Genomic DNA, 16,521 nt, shown 5'->3' with positions numbered 1-16,521 from the left:
GTATTTATTAAAATATTGAATAGAAGAAATGATTAATGCTTTCAGCAATTTTCTATTTGTTTTAGATTCGTTTCTATATCCATGAATAATTGAAACATTTGGATAAAATATTGTTTTATAATATCTATGAATACTTCTAGTTAAGTCTAAATCTTCCATATACATAAAATAACGATCATCAAAACCATCCACTTTATTTAGGGCTTCTGTTCTGCAAAACATAAAACAACCCGATAAATAGGGAACATTTAAAAGAGTATCATAGCCAAAATCATGTAATTCTATTCGTGCGTTAATTTTATTTTTAATTTTTTTCGGAAAAATTCTTTTACCATACAATTGAATGAAAGTAGGTATTCTTTTACACAGCCGTTGAAGTTCACCAGTTTTATAAAATATTTTTGGAGTGACCATACCACAATCGGTATTTTTTTCCATGTAATTATATAATTCTTGTAGTATATCGCTTGAAAATTCGACATCTGGATTTAGAATTAAATGGTATTTAGTCTTATTCTCAATAGAAATTTTAATTGATACATTATGAGCACTACCAAATCCCATATTCTCATTTTGGAAAAAATAAGTAATTCTATCTGGATTTAAATCTTTTAATATTTTTAAACTATCCGTTTCTGAGTTATCTATTAATATTACTTTATCAACCAATTCACTTCCTAATGCACAATTAATTGCTGTTTTTAATTCTTCAATATCATTGTTATATAATACGACTGATACATTTACTTTTTTCATATCTCAAGTATATAGCATTATTTGTTTACAGATTTCAATATACGATTCTGCCTGTTCTCTTGAATTTTGAAAAATTTGTAATTGCTCAAGTCCTAATTTTATTTGATTATCATACAAATTTTTATCATTAAAAAGATTTTTAATTTTTTCTGCAATATCCTTTTCATCCATATTATCAAAATAAATAGCTGCATCTCCACAAACGGTATGTGCAAATGACAAATCTGAAGTTAAAATAGGCTTTTCCATTTTCATGGCTTCTGGGTAAGAAGCTGAAAAACATTCTAAATGTGATGGCAAAAACATAGCATCTGCATCATTATATAATCCTGGACCTTCAATAGCTTTTACATGGCCATGATTAATTACAGCATTTTCAAAACCTTTAAAATTTTTTTCATAATCATTTTTATCAATCGTAATATGAAATTCATATTTAAAAATATCGTCTTGCAATAGGGGAATCACTTTTTTAATAATATCAAAATTCTTACTTGGTCTAAAAGTACTAATCATTAGAAGTTTTTTCACTTCTGTTTGAGCTTTTTTAATTGGTGTAATATCTTTATACTGTTTCCCAATTCCATTAGTGACTAAAAAAATGTTTTTCAATGGAATATTAATTTTCTTCGACAGTCTCTGCCGCACATCTTCTGTTTGAACTACATGATAATCTGCTTCGTATTTAGTCCAAAACTTCTTATATGCCATTTCAAGCTTTGTTCTTAAATCATTTTTCTTTACATATTTGTAATCATCATACACAATATGAGGTACAGCATAACCAACTAAATGCGGACTTTTAGCTCTCCAGTATGCTGGATTTACAAAAGAAAATACAACATCTGGATTGACCTCTTTCTGAATCTCATTAAATCTCTTAACAATACTTCTTCGATATTTTAGAGAAGCAGGACTGTGATCAAATTTGTAAAAACTAAAATTAGAAGGAAAAGATTCTATATCTAGTTGTTTTCCTATATCAGAATTATAGAAAACATAATATTTGTCTTTTCCAAATTCTTTTAATTCATTTAAAAAAGATAATGATCTCTGAAATGCTCCACCAATTTTTAAATTGACTGTATTTATAATTAATTTCATTTATTTCACTAGTATTTTTATTTCTTAAAGTATAAGCACAAATATAAAGCAAATACTTTATTCTATTGTTATTCGTTGTTTTCCTTTCGGGGTTAATATATTTACAATTTTAATAATAGACCAAACCCACACAATATTTCTTAAATTAAATAATATAGTTGCGCGAGGTATATATATTGCATATTGACAAATAATAACAAATGCAATTATACTAATTACTTTCCCAAAATGATTTTTACCCAAAGCTTCTACCTCAATAAAGCGCACGTAATATCCAAATAAAAACATTACTAAAATCACACCGACTAAACCAAAGTCTAAGTACAAATCTGCAATACAAGAAGTACCTTCACTTCCTTTTTTTGCCCCTACTAATTCAGAGATGTATTTTTCAGATGTTAATTCTGTATCCTTTAAATGGAAAAAATATTTAATAGCCTGTTGTCCTAAAGGAATTATTGTTACAATTTTTAGCATTTGAAACTTTCCATAAAAAAAAGGTCTGTTTTGTGGCACTTCATTTACGGCAATATGTAAAGTTCTAACCGAAGTAGAGAGTTCCAATGTAGAACCAGATATCGAATTAATATTTTCTAAAGATACATAACCGCCACTTTTATTATTTCCTATAAAGGCTTCAAAAAGCCTCACAGAAATTGGAACATTTGAATTGATGTTATTTCTTAAAACCGTCAAAGAAGAAACTATAACAGAGGCTAAAAAAAAGACACCTATAAATTTATACATTGATATTTTCCACTTCGTTAAAACAATATAAGAAGCCACAATTCCGGTAGCTAAATATATAACAGGCCCTCTATCACCAGAAGCTAAAACTGTAAAAGTATAAACTATTAAAAAAGAAAGTCTTAATAAACCGAGTGATTTTACAAATTGGAAAGGAGAAATTTCTTTTCTATTATCACTACTTAAATTAAGAATATGTTGGATAATCCCCGCTGTAAATGATAATTCAAAAAGCACAGCACAAAAGCGTGCGGGTTCGCCCATTTCCATAACTCCATACCCACCAGCAATATAAAGAGGATTTATAGTTATTAAGTATATTAGTAAAAAAAGTGCAGTAAGAACATTATAGCCATTTAATGAGAGCTTTGAAGGAGTAATTTCAATTTTCTTTCGAGTAGGGAATTGCTTTTTAATAGAATATCCTAAAAGGAAACAAACTAAACCAATTGACGAAATTATTAAAGCTTTTGGAACTATATTATAATTTACCCAAAATCTAGTAAATGACTCTCCAACATTTCCTAATACATAATCTAAATTAAATTGAAAAAAGACAACACAATACCCTAATAGAAAAATAGTAGAGATTCTAATATATTGTTTCCTAAGATTAGAATACGGTTCATACTGAAGAAAAAATATAACAATAATAAGTAGGTTAAATATTAAAATTTTCGATATTAGAGCCACGTTCATTCTCTCGGACTGCAAAAAAGCATACAAAATCAAATAAACAATAAGGGATACTGCTATAAGAAAGGTTGAAAGTTTTATGTTCAACTTCATTTAATTAACATTTTTTTTAAAAATTTAATATTAAATATTATTATAAATATAAAATAAAATATAAATTTCAATATTCCTTCAATTAAACTATCCAGATTAATCCAACAAAATAGAGAATCTACAATAATTAGAGACAAAACAGATAAAATCAGAGGACGAACTATAATACTAAATTGAGAAAGCATTCCGTATTCTAACTTAATTTTAACAAAAAATGAACTTAAAATAGCAATTATAATACTATTTAAAACAATAGAATAGGCAATCCAATGCAAACCTTTACTTACAACGAAAATTAAAAGTGTAAGTCCAACAGTAGTTATGGCAAATTCTAAAGCTAATATTATTTTGGTCTCACCATGTGCTTTTAATAAACTTCTATTTAATATCTTAATAATTAATGGAATTATCGCATAACATAAAATTTTAAATATTGGAGCTGAAATAATCCACTTATTTCCAAAAATAAAAATAAAAAAATCTTCAGATATTTCATTAAAATATACGAAAATTGGTATAATTACAAAATATAGATATTTATATAAATCATGCCCCACGGTTATCATTTCTTTAAGATCTTTCGCTTTTGATAACATGGTAAAACTCACTTTATCAATTACTGCGGAAACAATTCCAACAGGAGTGTTTTGTAGTTTATTACTTTGATAAAAATATCCCGCATCTTTCGCGTTATAATATTTCCCAATAATTGAACTATATATATTATTATTAATAATCATAAGTATATTAGATATTAATAATGGACCTCCAAAAGAAAATTGTTCTTTGAAAGATTCTCTTGAAAATTGAATACTAAGTCTAAATTTGTTTACTATAGAAAGAAATAATGCACTAAAAAAAAAATGTAACAATTGCAAAGCAATTAATGACCAAATACCATAACCCATTTTAGCGATTACAATAGATAATAAAACTGAAAGTATTTGAGAACTTATTGTAATAATTGCCTGAGTTTTAAATTGTAAATCTCTCGTTAACTTAACTGTTTGGACTAACCCAAAAGCATTGATAACAATTGCGAGTGACAATATTCTAATATATAATATTATAGAAGGTATATGGTAAAAATTTGCAATTAAAGGTGCTGAAAAAAATAAAATTAAATAAATTAAAACACTAAAAAAAAGATTATAAGTAAAGAAAGTATTATAATCAATGTTTTCAACATACTTTTTCTTAATTAAAGCACCCATCATTCCAGAGTCGATTAATACATTTGATAAATTTATAAATATTGATAATATTGCAATTAAACCAAAATCGTAGGGACTAACCAAATGAGATAAATAAATTAATGCAATAAACTGCATTAATAACATTCCGCCTCGATCAAAAAGAGCCCAAAAGAAATTAGAAGAAGAATTTTTTAATAACATTAATAAATTTTAGTTTTAAAATCATTAAAACTTTGTGCGTCTTGGTCTTTTTCGGACAAAATCATTTTTTCAAAATCTATTTTCCAGTCTATTTTTAAAGTTTTATCTAAAGGATTTACTCCATTTTCTGAACTTTTATTATAGCCATTATCACACTTATAAAAAAATGTTGCATTCTCACTTAAAACTGAAAAACCATGTAAAAAACCACGCGGTACAAAAAGCTGTCTTTGATTTTCAGCAGATAATTCTACAGAAACCCATTGCCCGAAAGTATCGGAATTTGGCCGAACATCTACAGCAACATCTAAAACTGAACCTTCAATTACGCGTACTAATTTTGCTTGCGCATTTTCTCCGGATTGTAAATGCAGACCTCTTACAACTCCATAATTTGAACGCGATTGATTATCTTGTACAAATTTTGGAGAATATCCCAAAATGGTATTTAATTTTTCTTCGCTATACGATTCAAAAAAATAGCCTCTATCATCTTTAAAAATAGTGGGTTCTAAAATAAAACAACCTTTTAATTTAGTTTCTATTCCTTTCATACTATTTTGTATATTGTTTTTGATAGTATTTTTGATAATCTCCGGACGTCACATTTTCGAGCCAATCTTTATTTTCTAAAAACCAATCAATTGTTTTAGAGAGACCTTCTTCAAAAGTAACCGAAGGACTCCAATTTAATTCTTTGTTTATTTTAGTGGCATCAATTGCATATCTTAAATCGTGACCAGGTCTATCTTTAATAAATGTAATAAGATTTGCCGCAGTTCCAATTGATCGATTTAATTTTTCGTCCATTTGTTTGCACAATTCTTTTACCAAATCTATATTTTGCCATTCATTAAAACCACCAACATTATAAGAATTGCCATTCTCACCTTTATGAAAAACCAAATCAATTGCTTTTGCATGATCGATTACAAAAAGCCAATCACGCGTGTATTTTCCATTTCCATAAATAGGAAGTGGTTTATTATTTAAAATATTATGAATACAAAGTGGAATTAATTTTTCAGGAAAATGATTTGGCCCATAATTATTCGAGCAATTAGTTATCACAATTGGTAAACCATAAGTGTCATGATAAGCTCTTACAAAATGATCCGAGGAAGCTTTAGAAGCAGAATACGGTGAGTGTGGATCGTAACTTGTTTCTTCAGTAAAAAAACCAGTTTCGCCTAAAGCGCCATAAACTTCATCCGTAGAAACATGGTGAAATCTCTTTCCTTCATAATTGTCTTTCCAAATTTCTTTTGCTGCATTAAGTAAATTAACAGTACCAATTACATTGGTCATTACAAATTCTAAAGGATTTGTAATAGAACGATCTACATGAGATTCTGCAGCAAGATGAATAATGCCGTCTGGTTTATGTTTTTGGAAAATTTCCATAATTGAAGATGCATTTGTAATATCGGCTTTTATAAACTGATAATTATTACAATTTTCAATATCTGAAAGATTTTCTAAATTTCCTGCGTAAGTTAATGCATCAATATTGATTATTTTTTTTTCTGGATATTTATAAACAAATTCTCTCACTACATGAGATCCTATAAAACCTGCTCCGCCAGTTATTAATATCGTATTCATTTTTTTTATTTTAATTATAATCTTCCATCAATAGGAAACTTCAAAACACCTTTTATATCGTAAACCACTGCATTTTCTTTTTTAAAATTATTTAGATCAAGTTCTAAAAATTCATTATGAGCAACTCCTAAAATTATGGCATCAAAATTATCGGTCGGAATTTTTGATGTACTTACAATATTATAAACTTGTTTTACTTCATCAGAGTTAGCCCACGGATCAAAAGTTGTAACTTGAGTTCCATAATCTTCTAATGAATTTATAACATCTACAATTTTAGTATTTCTAACATCAGGACAATTTTCTTTAAAAGTTATACCCAACATTAAAACTTTTGCATTTTTAATTGAAATGTCTTTTTTAATCATGGTTTTGATTATTTGCGAAGCAACATAATTTCCCATACTATCATTAAGACGACGACCGGCTAAAATAATTTCTGGATGATAACCAAATTCCTGTGCTTTTTGGGCTAAATAATAAGGATCTACTCCAATGCAATGACCGCCAACTAAACCTGGTTTAAAAGGAATAAAATTCCATTTCGTACCTGCAGCTTCTAAAACATCTATTGTATTAATTCCCATTAAATTAAAAATCTTAGCCAATTCATTCACGAAAGCAATATTAATATCACGTTGTGAATTTTCAATCACTTTTGCAGCTTCTGCGACTTTAATTGTTGGTGCTAAATGAGTTCCTGCTGTAATTACAGATTTATAAATATCGTTTATTATAACACCAATTTCTGGTGTAGAACCAGAAGTTACTTTTAATATTTTTTCTACAGTATGTTCCTTATCTCCAGGATTTATCCGTTCTGGCGAATAACCTACAAAAAAATCTACGTTAAATTTTAAACCTGAAATATTTTCTAAAATAGGAACACATTCTTCTTCTGTTGCACCGGGATATACAGTAGATTCATAAATCACTATATCTCCTTTTTTCAAAACTTTACCAACAGTTTCGCTCGATTTTAATAATGGATTTAAATTCGGTCGGTTATTTTTATCTATTGGAGTTGGAACGGTTACAATATAAACATTGCAATCAGAAATATCTTTTAAATTTGAAGAACATAATAATCCTGTATCTTTTTCATTAAAATTTTCAACTAAAACTTCTTTTAAAATATCATCAGAAACTTCTAAAGTGAAATCTATTCCAGAGCGTAAATCTTTGATACGCTTTTGATTGATGTCAAATCCAACAACGGGATATTTGGTTGCGAATAAGCGCGCCAAAGGCAAACCTACATAACCTAAACCTATTATTGCTATTTTATACATCTTTAATTTTTACTACTAATTAATTGTTATTTTAAATTATTCCAATACCAATCAACGGCTTCTTTTAAACCGTCTTTCATTGAAAATTCTGGATTATAATTAAGTAATTTTTTAGCCTTTTCAATACTCGCTAAAGAATGTGGAATATCACCTGCACGGTTTGGACCATGAATTACTTCTACGGAAGCAATTTTTTCGTCATATTGAGACATATGTTTTTTTAAGTATTCCATTAAGTTATTCAAAGTAGTTCTGTCTCCAAAAGCTGTATTATAAACGGTATTCATCGCTTCTGGATTTTCAGTAAGCATTGCTAAAACATTCATTTGAATTACATTATCAATATAGGTAAAATCACGAGAATAATTACCATCTCCATTTATAATTGGGCTTTCGTATTTCATCAACTGCATTACAAATTTTGGAATTACTGCAGCATAAGCGCCATTCGGATCTTGCTTACGCCCAAAAACATTGAAATAACGAAGACCAATTGTATTTAAACCATAAGTATGAAAAAAAATATCTGCATACAATTCATTTACATATTTTGTAATAGCATACGGAGACAAAGGTTTTCCGATTGTGTTTTCTACTTTTGGCAAGGCTTCTGAATCTCCATAAGTGGAAGAACTTGCTGCGTAAATAAACTTTTTTACTTTTGCATCTCGTGCCGCAACTAACATATTTAGAAAACCCGAAACATTGACATCGTTACTTGTAATTGGATCATTGATTGAGCGTGGTACGGAACCAAGAGCTGCTTCGTGTAAAATATAATCTACTCCTGAAACTGCTTTATGACAATCACTCAAATTTCTAATATCACCAACTATTAATGTAAAGTTTGGATTACTTAGCAAGTGTTGAATATTAGATGTTTTACCCGTTGCAAAATTGTCTAAGCAAATTACTTTATTTCTTTGACTTAAAAGATATTCGCATAAGTTGGAACCGATAAAACCAGCTCCACCTGTTACTAAAATGATTTTATTCTCAATTTGCACCATCATTCATGAATTTTATAAAAATCTTTATACCATGATACAAACTGACTTACACCTTGTGAAATTTTGGTATTTGGTTGATAATTATATTTATTCTTTAATTCAGTTACATCTGCCCAAGTTTGTTCTACATCTCCTGGTTGCATTGATAAATATTCTTTGTCCGCTACTTTATTAGTTGCTTTTTCAATTTCTGTAATGAAATCGAGTAACGCTACAGGTTGACTATTTCCAATATTATAAATATTTGCATTTCCCTCTTCATTATTAGCAGTTATTACTTTTGTAACTCCTTGAATAATGTCATCTATATAAGTAAAATCTCTTGATAAGGCTCCATTATTAAATACTTTAATTGGTTTATTATTCAAAATAGCGTCAGTAAATAAAAACATAGCCATATCTGGTCTTCCCCAAGGTCCGTAAACGGTAAAAAAGCGCAAACCTATTGTTTCTATCCCAAACAAATGGCTATATGTGTGCGCCATTAATTCATTACTTTTTTTTGTGGCTGCATATAAACTTATAGGATGATCTACATTATCATTTACTGAAAAAGGCACTTTTTTATTACTTCCATAAACACTTGAACTACTTGCATAAACTAACTTTTTCACATTGAAGTGACGACAGGCTTCCAATAAATTTAAAAATCCAACAATGTTACTATCAATATAAGCAGAAGGATTTTCTAAACTATAACGTACTCCTGCTTGTGCAGCTAAATTGCAAACTATGTCAAATTGCTGCGATTGAAATAAAAAATTAATGATTTCTTTATCTTCTAATTTTGCTTTAATAAACTGAAAAGAATTATTTAAATTACTTTTAATTAATTTTTCATTTTGAATTTCATTTTTAACTATACCTAATTTTTCTAATCGGGCATATTTCAAATTCACATCATAATAATCATTAATATTATCTAAACCTACCACTTGATAATCTTCAGTTATCAATTTTTCACACAAGTGAAATCCAATAAATCCAGCTGCTCCAGTAACTAATATTTTTTTATTTGTCATCTAATTTTACGATTTCTATGTTCTTAATTTCTCTTGTGCAGCCACCAATAAAACTCCAACACTTTAAAAAGATTATATTCTAAACAATACTGGTTTTGTTTAAAATTATAATTTTAATCATTCCCAAATAAATCTCGTGTGTAAACTTTATCTTTTACATCGTTAAGTTCTACTGCAAAACGATTTGAAATAATCACATCACATTCTTTCTTAAAGGCTTCCAAATCCCGCATTACTTTTGATCCAAAAAACAAATCTTCTTCCAAAACAGGTTCATAAACCACGACTTCAACTCCTTTCGCTTTTATTCTTTTCATTACTCCTTGTATTGCGGACGCTCTAAAGTTATCTGATCCAGATTTCATAATCAATCTGTAAACGCCTACTTTCTTAGGATTTTTTTCTAAAATAGAATCTGCAATAAAATCTTTGCGTGTACGATTTGCATCAACAATTGCTTGGATGATATTATTTGGAACTGAATTATAATTGGCCAACAATTGTTTTGTGTCTTTTGGAAGACAATATCCACCATAACCAAAAGAAGGATTATTATAATGCGAGCCAATTCGAGAATCTAAACTCACACCTTCAATTATTTGTCGACTATCTAATTTATGGATTTGTGCATAACTATCTAATTCATTAAAATAAGCAACACGCATTGCCAAATAAGTATTAGAGAAAAGTTTTATAGCTTCCGCTTCAGTTGGATTAGTAAATAATACTGAAATGTCTTTCTTTACTGCACCTTGTTTCAATAATTCAGTAAAGATTTCTGCTCTTTTACTTTGTTCACCTATGATAATTCTGGAAGGATATAAATTATCATATAGTGCTTTACCTTCTCTCAAAAATTCTGGAGAAAAAATAATATTTTGAAAATCTAGTTTAATTTTTAAAGATTCTACAAATCCAACAGGAACCGTAGATTTAATTATAACAACCGCATTTGGGACATATTTTTTTACGTCTTTAACTACAAATTCTACATTGTCTGTATTAAAATAATTAGTTTTGGGATCATAATCTGTAGGTGTCGCAACGATGACGTAATCTGCATTTTTATAAGCTTCTTCTTTATCTAAACTTGCTTTAAAGTTTAAATCTTTGTTATTTAAAAAATTAATAATTTCATCATCTTCAATTGGAGACTGTTTATTGTTAAGAATCTCAATTTTCTCAGGTACAATGTCTAAGGCTATGACTTCATTATGTTGAGCTAATAAAATTGCATTCGAAAGACCTACATATCCTGTCCCAACTACAGTAATTTTCATGATTTTAATTATATTGTTTATTAGATAAAGTATTTAATTTTTAGTTTTAAATGAAATTAAAACTTTACTATTTCTCTTGCGTAGAATATTACCGTTCTCTTGTTAACTTATAATTTTCACAGAGCTAATGTTAAACGGAAATAATTAATTTTTAAGAATCCTACTTATTATTAAAATAAGTAGAAATCAATTTAAAAGTTAATTTTCTTATCTGTTAATTAAATCCTTTTAGATAAAAGTGAAAAATTTATATCTATTAAAATCTATCTTTAATTTCGTCCCAAAAGCTTTTTTGCACAGTTCCGTAACCGTATCCATATTTATTTCCGTATCCAAAATTACTTTTATCCACGTCATTAAGAACAAAACCAACATTCTGAATTTTTTTAGTTTCTGTGCTTTTATTCGCAAAATCTATGAGTGATTTTTCTGTATAACCAGATCTTGTGACATATAATATTGCATCTGCCAATTCAGAAATAAGAAAAGTATCTGTAACTAACATTAATGGCGCTGTATCTATAATTATATAATCGTATTTCGTTTTTAGTTCTTCCATAAGCTCTATAAGACGACCATTTGTTAATAATTCTGTTGGATTTGGTGGAATACTTCCCGAATAAATTACATCTAAATGGGAATTAATATTGGATCTATGAACAACATCGGATAAATTTAAATTAGGTTCATAAAGAAATTCAGTAAGACCTGCAACTCCTCTTCGTGATTCATTATAACGTTGCAATTGAGGATTTCTAATATCTGCACCAATTAATATTACTTTTTTAGACGGCGTCGCTAATGTTAAAGATAAATTAACCGAAGTGAAAGTTTTACCTTCACCTTTCACAGTAGAAGTCACCAAAATAATTTTTGATTCTTTCTTTTTCGGTAGCATAAAATTCATATTGGTAATTAGAATTCTGAAGGCTTCTGCCATTGGAGAAAGATCATTCACTTCAACAATTTCGGATTGTCCTTTTTCTAATTGAGGTAGTTCGGCTAAAATTGGGATATTACTCAATTTTTCAATATCATGTTTTGTTTGAATTTTATTATTAAACAATTCCTTAAGATAAATTAATGCAAATGGAATAAGTACTCCTAAAAGTAAAGCAGCCAACATAATAATCATTCCTTTAGGAGCAACTGGCTCATCTGAAGAATATGCAAAATCTATTATTCTAGCTTTAGGCGCGGTAATTGCGAGAGAAATTGCTGTTTCTTCTCGTTTTTGCAATAATAATAAATACAGGTTTTCCTTAATTTGTTGTTGTCGCTCAATCCCTCTAAATATTTTTTCTAACGATGGGATTTTTGAAATCTTTCCGCTTATTTTATTTTGTTCAGATTCATAACTTTGTTTTTCAATTTCTAAACCCGTTTTGTTTTTCTGCAAACTTTGAAGTACAGAAGAACGCAAAGTATTGATTTGATTTGATAATTCTACAACAGCTGGGTGATTATTAGTAGCTGTTTGCATTAGTCTATTGCGATCTAAAATCAGTTGATTGTAAGAAGAAATTCCAGAAGTTGCAGTAGGATTTAGAAGACCAATATTTGAAGGTAAAACTTCATATTTCCCTTGCTTGTTTATGTAGCTAATTAATGCATTAGTGAGGTCTAACTGCGCATCCGTTTCTAACTGTTTAACTCTTGCATCGGATGCCGTTTCTAAACTGATTTTAGCTTCTGTTTGTAAATCTGTAATTTGATTGGCAGATTTAAAACGTTCCTTTTGCTCTTCTACTTGACCTAATTCTTTCGAAATTAAAGTGATACGTCCATCGATAAAATCTTTTGTTTTCTGTGATTCTGAGTTTTTATCTTTTATTGCATCTTCATTATAGGCATCAACTAATTTATTTAAAATGGTTTTTGCTTTCTCCTTTTGAGGATAATTCATACTTAAACCTATAACAGTAGCATCTTTATTTACAAGATCAACATTTAAAAGTTTTTGTAAAGAACTTACTCTCTTTTTCATTTTTGCAATATTTATCACAAGCTGATCTGTACTAATATCGCTGGAACGTTGAAATGAATTATTTTTTTGGATTATAATATTAGCAAATGGTAAATTAATTATTTTACCATAGTTTGTTTTTATATCCGATTTTAAATCTTCAGATTTTAATATTAATTGACTCCCTTTAATATCTAAATTTATGGGAAACGTTTCACCCTCTTTTTCTGTAACTACAATAACTTTAATTGGAGACGTTTTTTCATAAAGTTCGGAATCTTTTATATTTCCTTCAGTTTTAATAACAGTTTGTAAATTGTTGCTTTCTACAACATCTGTCATTAATTTTTTAGATTTAAAAATTTCAAGTTCATTATCTACACTATTAGTGCCCATTCCGCCTAAGCCGGATAAATCTGCAAGAAGCGCATTATCTGCACCCATAGAATTATTCTTAGCATCTTTAATTAAAACGCTTGTTTTTATTTCATAAATAGGCGTACTATAACGAAGGTATAGAAAAGCTAATGCGAACATTACAATTGTTGAAATAATAAACCACACCCATTTACGGATATAAGGTTTTATAATTTCTTGAATATTAATTTCGGCCAAATCCTCTTCAAAAACAGTTTGTGTTTGTTTCTCCATTTTGTAACAATTGTTAAAAGATAATTATTTTCTGACGATGAGTGCAACAATAGTTATTAAGATTGATGCAATTGAAATATATAATCCATTATTAGGATTTAATTTAGATATTTTCTCTTTTGTATCATTCGCAGAAACATAAATAACATCTCCTTGTTTTAATTGATAATAAGGAGAATTTATAAATTCTGCATTATTAAGATTTACTCTGTGTTTTGTAATATTACCATTAATATTCCGAACTAAAAGAACATCATCACGTTTTCCATAAGTTGTAAGATCTCCCGCTAAACCCAAAGCGTTAAGAATAGTTGCATGACCATCGGTAACAAGATATTGTCCAGGTCTATTTACTTCACCTAAAACCGTTACTTTGTAATTAGAATTCGTAACACTTACCACTGGATCTTTGATATATTCCTTTAAAGTCTCGCGCAAATCATCTTTAAATGCTTCTATAGTTTTTCCCGTAGTTTTAATCTCGCCTAAAATTGGAAAATCAATCACTCCATCCGTATCAACAAGATAAGTTGGTCCCGTGATGGAAATAGGATTTGGTCTTAAATTTCCACCAGATACTGCATCTTGAACCATTTGGCTGGAAGAAAAATTTTGGTTGAAAGGTTTTACAACATCTAAATCTTTTGCAGAAACTACAATTACAAGCTGATCTCCTGGTTGAATAGTGGAAACAGTAGAATTTAAGGCTGCATTTGTCGCAATACTATCAATATTGCGCATATAGTTTAATGAGTTTTCTTCAGATTTATTCTTAAAAACCCCACATGATACAAGAAACACAAGAAAGAATAAAGAAATTAATTTTTTCATTTTTTTAAATAATGTTGGCAAATATACAATTTTTAGTCTTATTTTTAATCTAGTTTTTGGTAAACAGAATTCTGACTTTTAAATTCTGGTACTATTTTCTTTAAAATTATAACAATTTCAACTTTATCTTGTCTTAAAGCTGCTTTAGTTATTAAATTTGTAAGTTTTGTAATCTCATGAAAATCTGCAGTTGGATCTTTTGAAATTAAAATACTATTATGATGTGTTGGTAAAGTTTTAGAACCATCGCTTAATAATTCTTCATACAGTTTCTCACCTGGACGCAAACCAGTAAAGACAATTTCGATATCCTCATTTAATTTTAAACCAGATAATCTAATCATCCTTTTTGCAAGTTCCACAATCTTCACTGGATTACCCATATCAAAAACAAAGATTTCACCACCTTTTCCCATTGTCCCTGCTTGTAAAACAAGTTCACAAGCTTCTTGAATAGTCATAAAATAGCGTACAATATCTTTATGAGTTACCGTTATAGGACCGCCTGCTTCTATTTGTTTTTTAAAATATGGAATAACAGAACCATTTGAACCTAAAACATTTCCAAAACGAGTGGTAATAAACTTAGTCGTATTTCCCTCAATATTTTGTAATGATTGAACGTAAAGTTCTGCAACTCTTTTTGAAGCGCCCATCACATTAGTCGGATTTACTGCTTTATCGGTAGAAATCATCACAAAACGATTGACATTATAATCGCTTGCTAATTTTGATAAATTTTTAGTTCCCAAAACATTAACTAAAATAGCTTCATGCGGATTTTTCTCTACGAGTGGAACATGTTTGTAAGCTGCCGCGTGATAAACCATTGAAAAATTAAATTTCTGGAAAATAGGTTCTATTCTATATTTATTTGAAATATCAGCTAAAATAAATTCAAAATTAATATCTGGAAATTCATGTAACATTTCCAACTCTATTTCATAAAGCGGTGTTTCTGCCTGATCAAGAACTACTATTAAATCTGGATTTAATTTGGCAACTTGCCGTACAATTTCTGAACCGATGGAACCGGCTCCTCCTGTTACTAAAATATTTTTACCTGAATGACGTGGATTAATCGCAAAATTATCAATTTTAATAGGTCGTCTATTTAATAAATCTTCAATCTGTAAAGACTCTATCGCATGTTTTAAATCACTTGAGCGAAATTTCTGCAATGATGGAGATTTAAAAACTTTAAGATCTTTTTCTAAAAATAGACTTACCCAATTCTGTAGCTCAGAATCAGAAATTAATTCTTTAATAATTATAACACCATCAATTCCTAATTCCTTTTTAGATTTTTTCTCCAGTTCTGCTTTGGTTATAATTCTTTTGCCTAATAATCTTGCGCTATTACTATCTTTTCTTGCAGTAACAAAACCTTGTACACAATATGGAAGATTGGGATTTCCCATTATAACACGAGCAATTGCTACGGAACTTTCATCAATTTCTAAAATAACTACTTTAGTACGCTGTTTATCATTTTTAACATCTCTAATAATTTGAAAAAATTCTTTAACTACAAGACGAAATACAAAAAGTAAACTAAAAGAAAGTGCAAAATTGATAAAAAGTATAGGAATTAAAAATAACTTTTGTCCAAAAAAAATAAAAGTAAAATAACTTGCAATTACCAAAGTAAAACAGGCAAAAAAGCACGTAATAAAAATCTTCCATAAATCCACAAAAGTAGAATGACGAATAATACCAGAATAGGTTCTAAACCAAGCCATAAAGACAATGTTTACACCTAAAATTATTAAAATCTTTAAAGGGAACGAAAAATAAGTATAAGGAGTAACATCTAGGTTATCAATAATAAAATAGGAAACAAATGCAGATATTAAAACCAAAAATATATCAATCAATAATACAATCCATCGGGGAAGATACCTTAAATCTGATAATTTAAGAAAGTTATCCCCATCATAAATTTTTTTATTTATATTAATAAAATCCATTTTTAAAAAAATTCTTTCTTTTAATTTTATTACTTAAAAAGTTAATCGCTGCAAAAATACACTAATCTTGTTAAAAAGTATATATAAATTAAAACTTAGAA

The 16,521-nt window shown here is 28.6% G+C and carries 13 protein-coding genes; all 13 read right to left on the bottom strand.

The window, feature by feature from the left end; all coding sequences use genetic code 11:
• Positions 1-756, bottom strand: a 756-nt coding sequence (locus ACN0WB_RS10115; RefSeq protein ID WP_417431392.1) for a glycosyltransferase, incomplete at its 3' end; no start/stop codon positions are given.
• A gap of 3 nt (positions 757-759) precedes the next feature.
• The gene (locus ACN0WB_RS10110) at positions 760-1,860 is read right to left on the bottom strand and encodes a glycosyltransferase (protein WP_417431390.1); all 1,101 of its coding nucleotides are present in this window, start codon (positions 1,858-1,860) and stop codon (positions 760-762) included.
• Positions 1,861-1,917: 57 nt separating this feature from the next.
• Positions 1,918-3,396 (bottom strand): O-antigen polysaccharide polymerase Wzy, encoded by a 1,479-nt coding sequence (gene wzy / locus ACN0WB_RS10105; protein ID WP_417431388.1) that lies wholly within the window; start codon positions 3,394-3,396, stop codon positions 1,918-1,920.
• Positions 3,393-4,793, bottom strand: coding sequence for a lipopolysaccharide biosynthesis protein (locus ACN0WB_RS10100; protein ID WP_417431386.1), 1,401 nt, complete (start codon positions 4,791-4,793; stop codon positions 3,393-3,395). The genes wzy and ACN0WB_RS10100 overlap by 4 nt, the downstream gene beginning before the upstream one ends.
• Positions 4,793-5,347 (bottom strand): dTDP-4-dehydrorhamnose 3,5-epimerase, encoded by a 555-nt coding sequence (rfbC, locus tag ACN0WB_RS10095; RefSeq protein ID WP_417431384.1) that lies wholly within the window; start codon positions 5,345-5,347, stop codon positions 4,793-4,795. The genes ACN0WB_RS10100 and rfbC overlap by 1 nt, the downstream gene beginning before the upstream one ends.
• 1 nt (position 5,348) lies before the next feature.
• Positions 5,349-6,398, bottom strand: a complete 1,050-nt coding sequence (rfbB, locus tag ACN0WB_RS10090) for a dTDP-glucose 4,6-dehydratase (protein WP_417431382.1) — start codon at positions 6,396-6,398, stop codon at positions 5,349-5,351.
• A gap of 14 nt (positions 6,399-6,412) precedes the next feature.
• The gene (locus ACN0WB_RS10085; protein WP_417431380.1) at positions 6,413-7,690 is read right to left on the bottom strand and encodes a nucleotide sugar dehydrogenase; all 1,278 of its coding nucleotides are present in this window, start codon (positions 7,688-7,690) and stop codon (positions 6,413-6,415) included.
• 26 nt (positions 7,691-7,716) lie between these two features.
• Complete coding sequence (locus tag ACN0WB_RS10080) at positions 7,717-8,703, bottom strand: SDR family oxidoreductase (RefSeq protein ID WP_417431378.1); 987 nt, start codon at positions 8,701-8,703, stop codon at positions 7,717-7,719.
• Entirely contained in the window at positions 8,700-9,722 is a 1,023-nt protein-coding gene (locus ACN0WB_RS10075; protein WP_417431376.1) for an NAD-dependent epimerase, read from the bottom strand. Before ACN0WB_RS10075 ends, ACN0WB_RS10080 begins: the two co-directional genes overlap by 4 nt.
• A 113-nt stretch (positions 9,723-9,835) precedes the next feature.
• Positions 9,836-11,002 carry a nucleotide sugar dehydrogenase gene (locus ACN0WB_RS10070; protein ID WP_417431374.1) on the bottom strand — a complete coding sequence of 389 codons (1,167 nt, stop codon included), beginning with the start codon at positions 11,000-11,002 and terminating at the stop codon, positions 9,836-9,838.
• Positions 11,003-11,258: 256 nt separating this feature from the next.
• Positions 11,259-13,619 (bottom strand): GumC family protein, encoded by a 2,361-nt coding sequence (locus ACN0WB_RS10065; RefSeq protein ID WP_417431372.1) that lies wholly within the window; start codon positions 13,617-13,619, stop codon positions 11,259-11,261.
• A 24-nt stretch (positions 13,620-13,643) separates the two neighbouring features.
• On the bottom strand, positions 13,644-14,450 hold the full coding sequence (locus ACN0WB_RS10060; protein WP_417431370.1) for a polysaccharide biosynthesis/export family protein: 807 nt from the start codon (positions 14,448-14,450) through the stop codon (positions 13,644-13,646).
• 44 nt (positions 14,451-14,494) lie between these two features.
• Positions 14,495-16,420 carry a polysaccharide biosynthesis protein gene (locus ACN0WB_RS10055; RefSeq protein WP_417431368.1) on the bottom strand — a complete coding sequence of 642 codons (1,926 nt, stop codon included), beginning with the start codon at positions 16,418-16,420 and terminating at the stop codon, positions 14,495-14,497.
• Between the last annotated feature and the right edge of the window lie 101 nt (positions 16,421-16,521).

It is taken from the genome of Halpernia sp. (assembly GCF_048269545.1).
GTDB lineage: Bacteria > Bacteroidota > Bacteroidia > Flavobacteriales > Weeksellaceae > Halpernia.
This window is presented reverse-complemented; position numbering and strand designations above follow the sequence as displayed.

What these genes read in the sequence shown, in the direction of transcription:
- ACN0WB_RS10110 (WP_417431390.1), bottom strand. Translation starts at nt 1,860, where the DNA reads ATGAAATTAATTATAAATACAGTCAATTTAAAAATTGGTGGAGCATTT.
- wzy (WP_417431388.1), bottom strand. Translation starts at nt 3,396, where the DNA reads ATGAAGTTGAACATAAAACTTTCAACCTTTCTTATAGCAGTATCCCTT.
- ACN0WB_RS10100 (WP_417431386.1), bottom strand. Translation starts at nt 4,793, where the DNA reads ATGTTATTAAAAAATTCTTCTTCTAATTTCTTTTGGGCTCTTTTTGAT.
- rfbC (WP_417431384.1), bottom strand. Translation starts at nt 5,347, where the DNA reads ATGAAAGGAATAGAAACTAAATTAAAAGGTTGTTTTATTTTAGAACCC.
- rfbB (WP_417431382.1), bottom strand. Translation starts at nt 6,398, where the DNA reads ATGAATACGATATTAATAACTGGCGGAGCAGGTTTTATAGGATCTCAT.
- ACN0WB_RS10085 (WP_417431380.1), bottom strand. Translation starts at nt 7,690, where the DNA reads ATGTATAAAATAGCAATAATAGGTTTAGGTTATGTAGGTTTGCCTTTG.
- ACN0WB_RS10080 (WP_417431378.1), bottom strand. Translation starts at nt 8,703, where the DNA reads ATGATGGTGCAAATTGAGAATAAAATCATTTTAGTAACAGGTGGAGCT.
- ACN0WB_RS10075 (WP_417431376.1), bottom strand. Translation starts at nt 9,722, where the DNA reads ATGACAAATAAAAAAATATTAGTTACTGGAGCAGCTGGATTTATTGGA.
- ACN0WB_RS10070 (WP_417431374.1), bottom strand. Translation starts at nt 11,002, where the DNA reads ATGAAAATTACTGTAGTTGGGACAGGATATGTAGGTCTTTCGAATGCA.
- ACN0WB_RS10065 (WP_417431372.1), bottom strand. Translation starts at nt 13,619, where the DNA reads ATGGAGAAACAAACACAAACTGTTTTTGAAGAGGATTTGGCCGAAATT.
- ACN0WB_RS10060 (WP_417431370.1), bottom strand. Translation starts at nt 14,450, where the DNA reads ATGAAAAAATTAATTTCTTTATTCTTTCTTGTGTTTCTTGTATCATGT.
- ACN0WB_RS10055 (WP_417431368.1), bottom strand. Translation starts at nt 16,420, where the DNA reads ATGGATTTTATTAATATAAATAAAAAAATTTATGATGGGGATAACTTT.